10 protein-coding genes are annotated in these 13,022 nt (G+C 64.8%); all 10 read right to left on the bottom strand.

Annotated features, from left to right (window positions below; translation table 11 throughout):
* Nucleotides 1-58: 58 nt before the first annotated feature.
* The 10 genes from tilS to bamA all read right to left on the bottom strand — a co-directional run bounded on the left by tilS (nt 59) and on the right by bamA (nt 13,004).
* Complete coding sequence (gene tilS, locus AC3WUF_RS14055; RefSeq protein ID WP_492426605.1) at nt 59-1,348, bottom strand: tRNA lysidine(34) synthetase TilS; 1,290 nt, start codon at nt 1,346-1,348, stop codon at nt 59-61.
* A gap of 20 nt (nt 1,349-1,368) precedes the next feature.
* The gene (locus AC3WUF_RS14060) at nt 1,369-2,331 is read right to left on the bottom strand and encodes an acetyl-CoA carboxylase carboxyltransferase subunit alpha (protein WP_492426607.1); all 963 of its coding nucleotides are present in this window, start codon (nt 2,329-2,331) and stop codon (nt 1,369-1,371) included.
* A 38-nt stretch (nt 2,332-2,369) separates the two neighbouring features.
* Entirely contained in the window at nt 2,370-5,990 is a 3,621-nt protein-coding gene (gene dnaE, locus AC3WUF_RS14065; protein WP_492426609.1) for a DNA polymerase III subunit alpha, read from the bottom strand.
* A complete protein-coding gene (gene rnhB, locus AC3WUF_RS14070) occupies nt 5,987-6,574 on the bottom strand; it encodes a ribonuclease HII (RefSeq protein WP_492426611.1) in 588 nt (195 codons plus the stop codon). Before rnhB ends, dnaE begins: the two co-directional genes overlap by 4 nt.
* Complete coding sequence (gene lpxB / locus AC3WUF_RS14075; protein WP_492426613.1) at nt 6,571-7,737, bottom strand: lipid-A-disaccharide synthase; 1,167 nt, start codon at nt 7,735-7,737, stop codon at nt 6,571-6,573. Before lpxB ends, rnhB begins: the two co-directional genes overlap by 4 nt.
* On the bottom strand, nt 7,734-8,513 hold the full coding sequence (gene lpxA, locus AC3WUF_RS14080) for an acyl-ACP--UDP-N-acetylglucosamine O-acyltransferase (protein WP_492426615.1): 780 nt from the start codon (nt 8,511-8,513) through the stop codon (nt 7,734-7,736). The genes lpxB and lpxA overlap by 4 nt, the downstream gene beginning before the upstream one ends.
* Nucleotides 8,513-8,974, bottom strand: coding sequence for a 3-hydroxyacyl-ACP dehydratase FabZ (fabZ, locus tag AC3WUF_RS14085; protein WP_492426617.1), 462 nt, complete (start codon nt 8,972-8,974; stop codon nt 8,513-8,515). Before fabZ ends, lpxA begins: the two co-directional genes overlap by 1 nt.
* Nucleotides 8,967-10,022, bottom strand: coding sequence for a UDP-3-O-(3-hydroxymyristoyl)glucosamine N-acyltransferase (lpxD, locus tag AC3WUF_RS14090; protein WP_492426619.1), 1,056 nt, complete (start codon nt 10,020-10,022; stop codon nt 8,967-8,969). The genes fabZ and lpxD overlap by 8 nt, the downstream gene beginning before the upstream one ends.
* Before the next feature lie 96 nt (nt 10,023-10,118).
* Nucleotides 10,119-10,634: an OmpH/Skp family outer membrane protein gene (locus AC3WUF_RS14095; RefSeq protein ID WP_492426621.1), complete on the bottom strand. Its 516-nt coding sequence runs from the start codon at nt 10,632-10,634 to the stop codon at nt 10,119-10,121.
* A gap of 45 nt (nt 10,635-10,679) precedes the next feature.
* Complete coding sequence (gene bamA / locus AC3WUF_RS14100; RefSeq protein ID WP_492426623.1) at nt 10,680-13,004, bottom strand: outer membrane protein assembly factor BamA; 2,325 nt, start codon at nt 13,002-13,004, stop codon at nt 10,680-10,682.
* Nucleotides 13,005-13,022 lie beyond the last annotated feature (18 nt).

A 13,022-nucleotide genomic window follows, 5' to 3' on the forward strand; every position in this document is an offset into this window, starting at 1 on the left:
ACAGTCCCCACGCTCGAAAATCGGGCGCGGCTCGCGCACCCGCGGTGCAATTTTCCGCTCAGGCACCGGGTAAATCGTGCTTCCAGCGCACAAAAAGGCCCAATGCAGCGGCTTTTGCACTGCGCCAGCGATCGCCGACCGCAATCAGCTCGGAACCGAGAAAGACCAGCGGAATGCGCTGACGCACCCAGATCGGCAGCCCGGCCTCTTGATACAGATTGCGCAAACTGCGCGTCCGGTCGACGCCCAATGGCCGCAAACCGAGGCCGGCGAGGCCGAACGCCAGCGCCACACCGCCCGCAGGCAAGCGCTCGGCCAGCAATTCGCCGCAGCCAGGCGGCAGCTCGATCCGGCTTCCGGAACGCCAGTTCAGACGGGTTCCCGGTTCCGGCGGCGGCGGCAGGCGACGCATCAGCACGAGTTCATCGCGATAGCGCCTCGCTTCGACCTCACCTTGGGCGAGCACCGGCGTCACCACCGTATTGGCCGACAGCACTTCCGCATCCAGCCGCGCATACCAGCGCTCGTCCGGCGGCTGCAGGCCAAGGCCCGGCCACTGGTGATGCAGCAGGTTGCGCCGGCGCTCGGGCGTCAGCGCAAGCAGACCAGCCACACTGAACCCGGTGCCGGCCTTGAGCATCGCGGCGTCTTGCCGGGCGAGCTCGGCAAGCAGGCGCTCGGTCGCCTGCGCGTGCCGCGCGAGGCGCGCCAGGTTTTCGGCGACGGCAAAGCGCTGCTGCAGCAGCGGCATGACGTCTTTCCGTAAGAAAGCACGCGTCAGACGCGTGTCTTCGTTATGCGGGTCGCTGATGAAATCCAGATCCTGTGCCTGCGCATAGGCCAACAGGCTGGCCCGTGGCGTCGCGAGCAGCGGGCGCCACAGCTGGCCGGCCGCCAGCGGCTCGAGTTCGCGCATGGCGCCGAGGCCGGCGATGCCGGTGCCGCGCAGGCTGCGGAACAACACGGTTTCGGCCTGGTCGTCGAGGTGATGCGCCGTGACGAGCAGGTCGCCGGGTTCCAGCAACGCGCCGAGCGCCGCATAGCGTGCCTCGCGTGCGGCGGCTTCCAGTCCCTGCCCGGCCTGATCGACCTGGACACGCAGAATCTCGAATGGAATTTGCCATTGCCGGCAGTGGGTGGCGCAGTGCTCGGCCCAGCCGTCGGCGGCGGCCTGCAGGCCGTGATGGACATGGACTGCGCGAAGCTTCAGATCGCGCGGCCAGCCTTTGGCCGCGGTCTTGAGCGCCTGATTCAGCGCATGCAGCAGGACACTGGAATCAGCGCCGCCGCTGTAGCCCAGCCACAGCGTTCTTCCGGCGGCGACAGGCGGTGGCGGCAGTTTCAGCATGCTCGCCGCTCACCGTTCAACTACTGCGTGGTCGTGTACGCGCCGTAGGCCATCAGGCGGTCGTAGCGCGTTGCCAGCAGCTTGGACATCGGCATATGGCACAGCCGTTCCAGGGTGCCCTGCAGCTTCTGCTTGAGCGTATTCATCATCGTTGCCGGATCGCGGTGCGCGCCGCCCAGCGGCTCGGGCACGATCTCGTCGATCAGCTTGTGCGAATACAGATCCGGTGCGGTGATGCGCATGGCCTCCGCCGCTTCCGAAGCACGGCCGGCGTTCTTGAACAGGATCGACGCGCAGCCTTCCGGCGAGATCACCGAGTAGATGCCGTACTGAAGCATCAGCACATGATCGGCGACGCCGATCGCCAGTGCGCCGCCGGAACCGCCCTCGCCGATCACCGTCGCGATCACCGGCGTATGCAAGCGCGACAGCTCGAACAGGTTGCGTGCAATCGCTTCCGACTGATTGCGCTCCTCGGCACCGATGCCCGGATAGGCGCCCGGCGTATCGATGAAGCTGAGCACCGGCAGATTGAATTTCTCCGCCACCTTCATCAGGCGCAGGGCTTTGCGATAGCCCTCCGGCTTGGGCATGCCGAAATTGCGGTAGACGCGTTCCTTGGCGTCGCGGCCTTTCTGCTGGCCGAGCACGACAACGGCGCGGCCGTCGAGACGGGCGATGCCGCCGACGATGCTCGGATCGTCCGAGTAGTGCCGGTCGCCGTGCAGCTCTTCCCAGTCGGTGAACAGGGTCTTGATGTAGTCGAGCGCGTACGGCCGCTGCGGGTGACGCGCGAGCTGAGCCACCTGCCAGGGCGTGAGCTTGTTGAAGATCTGCTCGGTCAGCTCCTTGCTGCGCATCTGCAGGCGATCGATCTCCTCGGTCAGGTCGACACCGGAGCCCGAGGTTGCAAAGCGCAGTTCCTCGATCTTTTGCTGCAGCTCGGCAATCGGCTGCTCGAATTCAAGATAGTTGAGATTCATCGTGCTTGCGGCGGCCCCAGCCACCAACCCCTGGATCGTTACTCGTCGTCAAAACCCCCGCCGGCCGGCGCGGAGAACCGCCGCTCGGTGACCGGGGCCACGTATTGTCGATAGCTCACTTTAACGCAGTCCTTGCCGAGCAGTTGCTCCAGCGCCAGCAGGAACTCGTCGTCGAGCCGCACGCGCCACTCGCCGGACAGCTCCAAGGTACAGCTGGCACTGCTGTTGCGGAACTGCACATGCAGGCTAGTGCCGTCCGGCATGCGGCGCGGCGTCATCAGCCGGCGCAGCGCCAGCACGTCCGTGATCGGCCGCCGCCAGTCGAGCGTAAGCCGCTGACCGTATTCGCGATAAACCTGATCCAGACTGAGAAACTCCGGGGCATACAGACGCGGTTCCGGCTCGCGCTGGTCGCGTGCCGGCGACATGCCGATCTCGGCAATCAGGAACACCAGCGTGTCGGTCTTGACGAAGGACTGGAAGCGCGCGAAGGCATCGGCGTCGATCCAGCACGAAAGGTCGGTGCCGCTGTCCTCGACCGTGACCTTGTAGCTGGCGCGAGAATTGCGCCCCTCGGCCCCGGCATCGCCCTTGAAGAAGCGCACGTCCTTGACCCAGGCGGCGAACATCAGCTTGGCGCGCGGTTGCCACTGCGGCTTGCCATCGGCGCCGACCGGCGGTGGCCCGCTGGCCGCGACAGCGCGCACCAGTTCGAGCATGCGGCCGCTGCAGACTGCTTCACTCAGTTCCCGGTAGCCATCGAGCGGGTGGCCGGACTGATAGAAGCCGAGCGTTTCCTTTTCGCGCGACAGCTTCTCGCGCAGCGACCACTCGCGCAGCTGCTCGGCCTCGATGCCGGCCGGCTCGTTGGTACGCCCGCCGCCCAGGCCGAACATGTCGTCCTGCTTGGAAGCGGCGCTTTCGGCGACCGCTTCGGCCAGCTGCAGCGCCTTGGGCAGGGTCGCGAACATCGACGCGCGGTTGAGGCCGAGCGTATCCATCGCGCCGGACATGATCAGCGCCTCGAGTACGCGCTTGTTGACCTTGCGGGTGTCGATGCGCCGGCAGAAATCGAACAGATCGCGGAACGGGCCGTTGGCCTTGCGCTCGTTGATGATGCCTTCGATGGCGCCTTCGCCAACGCCCTTGATCGCGCCCAGGCCGTAGCGCACCTGATTCTTGCCGGGCACGGTGAAACGGTAGCTGCTGTGATTGATATCCGGCGGCAACACATCCAGGCGCATGCGCCGGCACTCGTCGCGCATCGCGACGACCGAATCGGTGTGCTGCATTTCGCAGGACAACACCGCCGCCATGAACTCGGCCGGGTAATGCGCCTTCAGCCAGGCGGTGTGATAGCTGACCAGCGCGTATGCAGCCGCATGCGATTTGTTGAAACCGTAGTCGGCGAACTTCGCCATCAGGTCGAAGACCTTGCTGGCGATCTCGCCGTCGATGCCGCGACCGGTTGCGCCGGTCGTGAAGATCTCGCGCTGCTTCTCCATCTCCGCGCGAATCTTCTTGCCCATCGCGCGACGCAGCAGATCGGCACCGCCGAGCGTGTAGCCGGCCAGATGCTGCGACATCTGCATCACCTGCTCCTGGTAGACGAAGATGCCGTAGGTCGGCTGCAGCACCAGCTCCATCTCGGGATGCAGGTACTCGATCTTGCGCGGATCGCGCTTGTTGTCGCAGAAGGTCGGGATGTTATCCATCGGGCCCGGGCGATACAGCGACACCAGCGCGATGATGTCCTCGAAGCAGTCCGGCTTGAGATCGCGGCTGGCCTTCTGCATACCCGGCGATTCCATCTGGAACACCGCCGAAGAATCGCCGCTCTGGTAGACCTTGCTGTAGGTTTCCTGATCGTTGAGCGGCAAGGCCAGCATGTCGAGGTGGATGCCGTGCTCACGCTCGATCGTGTTGACCGCCTCCTGGATCACCGTCAGTGTCTTCAGGCCGAGGAAATCGAACTTGACCAGGCCGACCGCCTCGAGATCCTTCATGTCGAACTGCGTGCGCATGCCGGCACCGCCGGCTTCGCACAGCAGCGGCGTGTATTCGGTCAGCGGTTCCGGCGCGATGACGACGCCGCCCGCATGTACGCCGACGCCGCGCGTGATGCCTTCGAGCGCGAGGCCCATGTCGAGCACCGCGCGGGTGTCCTCTTCGCTGTCGTAGCGGCGCTTGAGTTCCGGCACCGTGTCCAGCGCGTCCTGCAAGGTCGCGCCCGGCGTGCCGGGCACCAGCTTGGCGATGCTGTCGCCGACGCCGTAACCGTGGCCGAGTACGCGCGCGACGTCGCGCACCACGCCGCGCGCCGCCATCGTCGCGTAGGTGATGATCTGTCCGACACGCGCACGACCGTACTTCTGCGTCACGTACTCGATGACGCGGTCGCGGTTGTCCATGCAGAAATCGATGTCGAAGTCCGGCATCGACACGCGCTCTGGATTGAGGAAGCGCTCGAACAGCAGGTTGTACGGCAGCGGGTCGAGGTCGGTGATGCGGATCGCGTAGGCAACCAGAGAACCGGCACCCGAACCGCGGCCCGGCCCGACCGGGCAGCCGTTGGCCTTCGCCCACTGGATGAAGTCCGACACGACGAGGAAATAACCGGCGAAGCCCATCTTCTCGATGACCGCCAGCTCGTAATCGAGACGCTGCCGATAAGTGTCTTCGTCGCCGGCCAGTCCGGCAGCGGCAGCCAGTTCGGCGAAACGCTCGACCAAGCCCGCGTGCGCGCGCTCGCGCAGCCAGCTGTTGGTGTCGTAGCCGTCCGGCACCGGAAAATTCGGCAGGTGATACGGCGGCGCGAACTTCAGCGTCAGCGTGCAGCGCCTGGCGATCTCGACACTGTTGGCGAGCGCTTCGGGAATGTCGCCGAACAGCGCCTGCATCTCGTCGGCCGACTTGAAGTACTGCTCCTCGCTGTAATCGCGCGGCCGCTTGTCGTCGCTGAGCACCCGGCCCTGGGCGATGCAGACGCGCGCCTCGTGTGTCTCGAATTCCTCGCGCAGCAGGAAGCGCACATCGTTCGTCGCGACCACCGGCACGCCGGCATGTCGCGACAGCGCGCACGCGGCCTGCACCCAGTCTTCGTCGCCACTGCGACCGCAGCGGGCAATTTCGAGATACAGGCGCTGCGGAAACAGCGCGCGCAGTGCACTGAGCGCATCCAGCGCGACATCGACCTGATCGGACTGGCTGGCGCGGAACACCGCGCCATCGCGGCCGGTCAGCGCAATCAGGCCTTCGGCATGCGTCGTCAGCCAGTTCCAGCTGATCAGCGGCTGGCCGCTGCCCTGCCCATCCGTGAACGCCAGCGAGATGAGGCGCGCGAGATTGCGGTAGCCCATCTCGTTCTGCACCAGCAGCGTGATCCGCTCGGGACTGTCGTTGGCGTTGCGTTCCTGCAGCCACAGATCGACCCCGATCAGCGGCTTGATGCCGACGCCCTCGGCGGCCTTGTAGAACTTGACCATCGCAAACACATTGTTGCGATCGGTCACCGCCACCGCAGGAAACTTCAGGTTGGCGGCGCGTGTCGTCAGGGTTTCACCGCTGCCACCACCTTTGCGCCGGGGCGGCTCGACGCGAACGATGCCGTCGTTGAGCGAATACTCGGTATGCACCCGCAGATGGACGAAGCCCGTCACGCGCTGAGCTCCGCACTCATGCTGAAGACGCGGGCAATCTCCGCGCAGGGCGCGAAGCTCATGCGGTGCTCGCGGCAGGGACCGAGCAGACGCAGCGCCGCGAGATGTTCAGCCGTACCATAGGCCTTGTGCTGCGCAAAACCGTAGCCCGGATACTGCGCGTCGAGCTCCAGCAGATGACGATCGCGCGCGACCTTCGCAAGAATGCTCGCGGCCATGATGGCCGGCTCCAGCGCGTCGCCGCCGACGATCGTGCGCACGCTGCAGACCAGCTTCGGTGCGCGATTGCCGTCGACCCAGGCCTCGATCGGCACCACCCGCAGGCTGGCGACCGCGCGCTGCATCGCCAGCAGACTCGCCTGCAGGATGTTGAGCTGATCGACTTCCTGGGCGCTTGCGCTGGCGATGCCCCAATCGACAGCCTCGGCCTGGATCTGCGTGAACAGCTGCTCGCGCCGCTGCGCGGTCAGCTTCTTCGAATCGTTGAGGCCCGTCGGCCAGGTCGCGCCGAGCACGACAGCGGCGGCATAGACCGGCCCCGCCAGGCAGCCGCGACCCGCTTCGTCGACACCGGCAATGCTCATGCGGCGGACTCCGGGCGGATCAGGCGGAGGATGACTTCAGCCGCACGATCGGCCGCGTTGCGGCGCAACTCCTGGCGCACCGCGCCAAACGCCGAGAGCTGGCGCTCACGCGCGGCAGCATCGTCGAACAGCTTCAGCAGTTCCGCGCCCATCGTCGCCGGCTCGGCGGCAGCCTGCAGCAGTTCAGGCACAACGGCGTCATCCGCCAGAATGTTCGGCAGACTGACGTAGCGCGTCTTCAGCAAGCCGATCTTCAGCATCAGGAATGCGGTCAGCGCCGAACCGCGATACGCAACGACCATCGGCCGGCCGAGAAGCAGACACTCCAGCGTTGCGGTGCCGGATGCGAGCAGCACCGCATCGGCGGCCTGCATCGCGAGCCGCGAATCGCCATCGATCAGCGTCCAGTCCAGCTGCGGCGCGTGCATCGCGATCGCTTCGGCAATCGCAGCGCGCAAGGCCGGCTTGGCGACTGGCGTCAGTACGCGCAGCCCCGGTTTCTGTTGCGCCAGATGCGCCGCGGTCTGCGCAAACACCGCCGCCAGATGATGGATCTCGCCGTGGCGGCTGCCCGGCATCACCGTCAGCACCTGGCCGTCTGTTGGGATGCCGAGACGTTCGCGCGCAGCGACCGCACTGAGCGAATCATCGAGTTCGTCGGCGAGCGGATGACCGATGTAGTCGGCTTGCACGGCATGCGCGCTGTACCAGCGCGGCTCGAACGGATATAGGCACAGCATGCGGTCGACGGCCTTGGCGATGCCTTTCACGCGACCGGAACGCCAGGCCCAGACCGTCGGACTGACAACGTGCGCGGTGCGAATGCCCTTTTCGCGCAGACGTCGTTCAAGGCCGAGATTGAAATCCGGCGCATCGATGCCGACAACGGCATCCGGACGGTCGGCCAGCAGACGCTGCAGCAGCTGTTTGCGAAATCGCAGCAGACGCGGCAGCACGCGCAGCACTTCGACAAAGCCCATCACCGACAATTCGTCGATCGAGGCGATGGCCTCGACACCGGCCGCGACCATGCGCGGACCGGCGACACCATAGAGCTGCGCCTGCGGCCAGCGCGCCTTGATGCTCGTCGCAATCGCGGCGCCGAGGATATCGCCGGAGATCTCGCCAGCGATCAGTGCAATGCGCGGCGACGCTGCGCTCACCGGGCCAGGGCGCGCTTGGAGGATTCGATGAAGGCCAGCATCTGCGCGATCTTGTCGGAGCCGGTCGCCACTTCGGCGAGCTTGCGCTTGACGTCCGCCATCAATTCGCCGGACACGTAGATCAGCTTGTACGCATCCTTGATCAGCTCGATCTCGTCAGGCGTGAAACCGCGGCGCTTGAGACCTTCGGCATTGATGCCGCGCGGACGTGCCGGATGGCCTTCGGCGATGACGAACGGCGGCAGATCGCGCAGGACAATCGAGCCGCCACCGGTGTACGCATGCGCGCCGATGCGGCAGAACTGATGGACCAGCGTGTAGCCGCCAAGACCCACCCAGTCTTCGATCAGCACGTGACCGGCCAGCGTCGTGCCGTTGGCGAGAATCGTGTTGTTGCCGACGATGCAGTCGTGCGCGATATGCGCCTGCGCCATGATCCAGTTGTCGTTGCCGACCTTGGTCAGGCCTTGTTCCTTGAGCGTGCCGCGCTGGATCGTCACGTACTCGCGGATCGTGTTGCGGTCGCCGATCTCGACGCGCGTCGCATCGTCCGGCTTGGCCGACTTGTCCTGGGAGATTTCGCCGAGCGAGCTGAACTGGAAGATCTTGTTGTCGCGGCCGATCGTCATCGGCCCGCGCAGCACGACATGCGGACCGACCGTCGTGCCTTCGCCGATGACAACGCCGGCATCGATGATGCTGTACGGCCCGACTTCGACGCTCGAGTGCAGCTCGGCCTTGGCGTCGACGATCGCTGTGGGATGGATCCGCGTCATCAGTCCCCCTTCACGTCACGCTCTGCGTCCTTGAGCACGCAGAGCATCTCGGCGCTGCACGCCAGCTCGCCATCGACGCTCGCCTGCGCGGAAAATTTCCACAGGTCGCGCTTCTGCTTGAGCAGTTCGACCCGGAACGTCAGACGGTCGCCGGGTACAACCGGGCGCTTGAAGCGGCATTCGTCGATGCCCGCGAAGTACAGAATGAATCCTGACTCCTTGCGCATGCCCGAACGCTGGATCGCGAGAATGCCGCAGGCCTGAGCCATCGCTTCGAGAATGATGACGCCCGGCATCGTCGGCAATCCCGGAAAATGGCCCGGGAAGAACGGCTCGTTGTAGGTCACGTTCTTGATCGCGGTGAGCACATTGCCGTCGTTCTCGATCGACAGCACACGGTCGACCAGCAGGAACGGATAGCGGTGCGGCAGCAAATCCAGGATCTGACGGATATCAAACATCGTTGGGTTCATCCTCTGCGTCGTTCGGGGCGGTGCCGCTGCCGCGCTCCAGCGTCTTGACTCTGTGTTCCAGCTTGTCGAGACGGCGAATGCGCGCCACCGTCTTGCGCCAGCTGCGCGCATCTTCCAGCGGCAGACCCGATCCGTAAACACCTTTGGCCGGGATAGAGCCGGTGACCATCGCCCTGCCGAGCAGGATGACGTCGTCGGCAATCGTGATGTGGCCGGCAATGCCGGCGGCGCCGCCGATCATACAGCGCTGGCCAATGCGGGTACTGCCGGCGATGCCGGTCATCGCCGCGATCGCCGTATGCGCGCCGATATGCACGTTGTGGGCAATCTGGATGAGATTGTCGAGCCGCACGCCGTCCTCGATGATTGTGTCGTCCATCGCACCGCGGTCGATGCAGGTATTGGCGCCGATCTCGACATCGTTGCCGATGACGACGGTGCCCAGTTGCGGAACCTCGACCCAGCCGGTCGGGCTCGGCGCGTTGCCGAAGCCGCGCCCGCCGACGACGGCGCCGGGCTGGATCGCGCAGCGATCGCCGATACGCACGCGTGGTCCGACATAGACATTGGCGGCAAGGCGGCAAGCCGAACCGAGCTGAGCGTTGCGACCGATCACGCAGTTCGGGCCGATCGTCGATCCGGCACCGATCGTGGCGCCCGATTCGACGACCGCACCTGCGGCGATCCGGCAACCCTCGCCGATCCGCGCATCGGCGGCCACCGTGGCGCAGGCGTCGATACCCGCAACGAATTCACGATCCGGGTCGAACAACTGCGCGATGCGCGCATACGCCAGATACGGATCCTTGGCGATCAGACCCGGTACCCGCAGGGCCTCGCGATCCCGCGCCGCGACGATGACCGCGCTGGCCTGGGTCGTCGCCAGCTGCTCGCGCAGTTTGGGATTCGACAGGAAGGCCAGCGCCCCTGCCCGGCCGGGACTCAGCGCGCAAACGCCGTTGACGGCGGTCTGCCCCGCTCCGACCAGCTCAAGGTCGAAACGCTGCGCAAGTTCTTGCAGTGAATACGGTTTCATAGCGGCAGAAAAGATGCATCCACGAAAAAGGCCGGGTCAGCATAGCCAATCCCGGCCCTTGCAGCTTGTGCGGCGAAGCGCGCGCTAGCGGCTGACTTACTTGCCGCCGGCCTGCAGGCGCTTGAGCACGGCATCGGTGATGTCGAGGCTCGGGTCGGCATAGACCGGATTCTCGACAACCAAGCCAACGCCCTGTTCCTTGGCAACCTTCTCGATGACGCCCTTGATCTGCGTCATCAGGTCGGCGAACAGCTGGCGTTCGCGGGTCTGGCGCTCGTCCTGGAACTGGCGGCCCTTGTATTCGAAGTCGATCTTGCGCGTGTTGAGATCCTTCTCCTTCTTCGCGCGGTCGCCGGCGCTGAGCAGCTCGGATTCCTTCTGGAAGTTCTTGATGTCTTCCGCGAGCTTCTTGGCTTCGGCTTCGAGGTCGTTGGCGCGGCGCTCGAACTCGGCCTTCATCTTGTCCTGGCCGGACTTGAACTGCGGCGACTGCTGGACCAGCTCGTTGGAACGGATCGACGCCAGCTTGACCTCAGCAGCCGTGGCCGGCGCGGCGGCGAGCATCGAAACAGCCACTGCGGCAGCGGCGAAAACTGTTTTGACCATCTTCATCGTCTCTCTCACTTGTGTGTTTGCTACAAAATTGGGGGGCCGGCCTTAGAAGCCGGAGCCGAATGTAATCTGGAAGCGGTCGGTTTCGTCACCCGGCTGCGTGGCAGTGGCTCCGCGCTCATTGAGCGGGAACGCATAGCTCATTTCAAGCAGGCCGAGGAACGGCGTGAACCAAGAGAACCCGATACCGGCGGACTGGCGCAACTCGTTGGTTTCAAACTGATCAGCCTCGGCGAATACGTTGCCGATGTCGAAGAACGCCGCAAGACGCGTCGACTTGCCGTCGCTTTCGATCGGCAGCGGAATGATCAGCTCGGCCTGGCCGGTGGTGCGCAGCTTGCCGCCCAGCGGATTGTCGTAAGGCGTGTCGAGCGGACCAAGCGAACCGTCGCGATAGCCGCGCACCGTGCGCGGACCGCCGGCGAAGAAGAACTCGTACGGCGGCACATCCTTGTTCGAACCGTAGCCGTCGACATAACCCACCGAGGCGTTGAGCTCGAAGGTGAAGCCGAACGGCAACGGCACATAACCCTGGCCGCGATAGCTGAGGTTGAAATACTCGATGTCGCTGGCACCCGGCAGACCGAGATCGGCGCTGAACGAGTGCAAGGCACCGCGCGTCGCAAAGAACGTGCGGTTGCGCGAGTCGTAGCTCAAGCCGGTGCGGAACTGGTAGTTCGTGAAGCGTGTGCCGTTGCGCACGACGAAACGCAGGACTTCGTCCGACGTCGTGCCCGGGAACGTCTCGATCGACACGTCCTCGAAGCCCAGACCGGCGCGCAGCGAGATGAACTCCGACAGCGGAATGCCGTACGTCAAGTTCGCGCCGAGGATGTTCGAGTTGAAGCCCGACGAGTAGCGGATCACCGACTCCGACTCGCGGTAGAACACCGAGATCGCCTGGCTGATGCCGTCTTCTGTGAAGTAAGGATCGGTCCAGCTCAGATTGATGCTGCGCGAAATCGTGTTGTTCTGCACCGACGCGTCGATGCGGTTGCCGGTGCCGAGGAAATTCGTGTGCGTGACCTGGCCGGTGACGAGGAAGCCCTGCGCGCCCGAGTAACCGACGCCGAACTGCACCGAACCCGGCGGACGTTCCTTGACGCGGAAGCGGATGTCGACGAGATCGTCGGAGCCGGCGACCGGCTGGGTCTCCACTTCGGCTTCTTCGATGAACGGCAGGCGCGCCAGGCGCACGCGTGAACGCTCGACCGCCGACTTCGAGAACGGCGACGCTTCCAGCTGACGCATTTCGCGGCGCAGGGTTTCGTCGTTGGTGCCGGTGTTACCGGTGAACGTGATCTGCCGGACGTAGGCGCGCTTGCCCGGTTCGATGAAGTAATTGATGCTGACTTTCTTGCCTGCCTCATCCACTTCCGGAATCGGCGTGACCTTGGCGAACGCGTAACCAATGTCCGACAGCGCCGCTTCGATGCGGTCCGACGACTCGGTCGCTTCCTTGCGCGAGAAGGTGTCGCCAGCCTTGGTGCTGGTCAGGATGCTGAGGAAGTTGTCGTTGAGGATGGTCTCGCCGGAGAAGCGGCGTTCCTTGACCGTGTAGATGTCGCCTTCCTCGACATTGACGGTGACGTAGATCGCTTCCTTCTCGGGCGTCAGCGCAACCTGCACCGACCGCACGTTGAATTTCAGATAGCCGCGATCCTGGTAGTAGGACTGCAGCTTTTCCAGATCGCCGACCAGCTTCTGCTTGGAATAGCGGTCGGAACGCTGGAACGGCACCCAGTCGGTCGCCTTGAGCTCGAACTGGTCGAGCAGCGTCTCGTCGTCGAACACCGAGTTGCCGAGGATGTTGACGTCGCGGATCGTCGTCACCTTGCCCTCGGTGACATCGATCTTGAGGCTGACGCGGTTGTTCGGCTCTTCGGTCAGCTTCGAGTCGATCGCGACGTCGTAGTAACCGTTGGAGTAGTACTGACGGCGCAGTTCCTGCTCGACCTGATCGAGCAGATCGCGGCGGAACAGTTCGCCTTCCGACAGGCCGAGATCCTTCAGCGATTTATCGAGCTCGTCGCCGCCGACCTTGTCGTTGCCGTCGATCTCGAAGGTCGAGATGGCCGGGCGTTCCTGCACGCGGATCAGCAGCGTGTTGCCGTCGCGCTCAAGCTGGACGTCCTGGAACAGGCCGGACCCATACAGCGAGCGGATCGCCTGGCGCGAGGTTGCCGAGTTCAGCTCATCCCCGACCGCCAGCGGCAGATAGGTCAGCACCGTGCCGATTTCGAGACGCTGCAGGCCTTCGGCCTTGATGTCCTTGATGGCGAACGGCTCGAAAGCCTGGGCTTGGGCCGTCAGGGCGAAAGCAGCGACCGCGCAGGCAATGGCGGTCTTGGGATACTTGAATGTGGTCACCGGCGGCGATTTCTTAAC

The sequence above is a fragment of the Fontimonas sp. FW305-C-3 genome (assembly GCF_058783185.1).

Coding starts and splice junctions, on each gene's coding strand:
- tilS (WP_492426605.1), bottom strand. CDS start 1,348: ATGCTGAAACTGCCGCCACCGCCTGTCGCCGCCGGAAGAACGCTGTGG.
- AC3WUF_RS14060 (WP_492426607.1), bottom strand. CDS start 2,331: ATGAATCTCAACTATCTTGAATTCGAGCAGCCGATTGCCGAGCTGCAG.
- rnhB (WP_492426611.1), bottom strand. CDS start 6,574: ATGAGCATTGCCGGTGTCGACGAAGCGGGTCGCGGCTGCCTGGCGGGG.
- lpxA (WP_492426615.1), bottom strand. CDS start 8,513: ATGACGCGGATCCATCCCACAGCGATCGTCGACGCCAAGGCCGAGCTG.
- fabZ (WP_492426617.1), bottom strand. CDS start 8,974: ATGTTTGATATCCGTCAGATCCTGGATTTGCTGCCGCACCGCTATCCG.
- lpxD (WP_492426619.1), bottom strand. CDS start 10,022: ATGAAACCGTATTCACTGCAAGAACTTGCGCAGCGTTTCGACCTTGAG.
- AC3WUF_RS14095 (WP_492426621.1), bottom strand. CDS start 10,634: ATGAAGATGGTCAAAACAGTTTTCGCCGCTGCCGCAGTGGCTGTTTCG.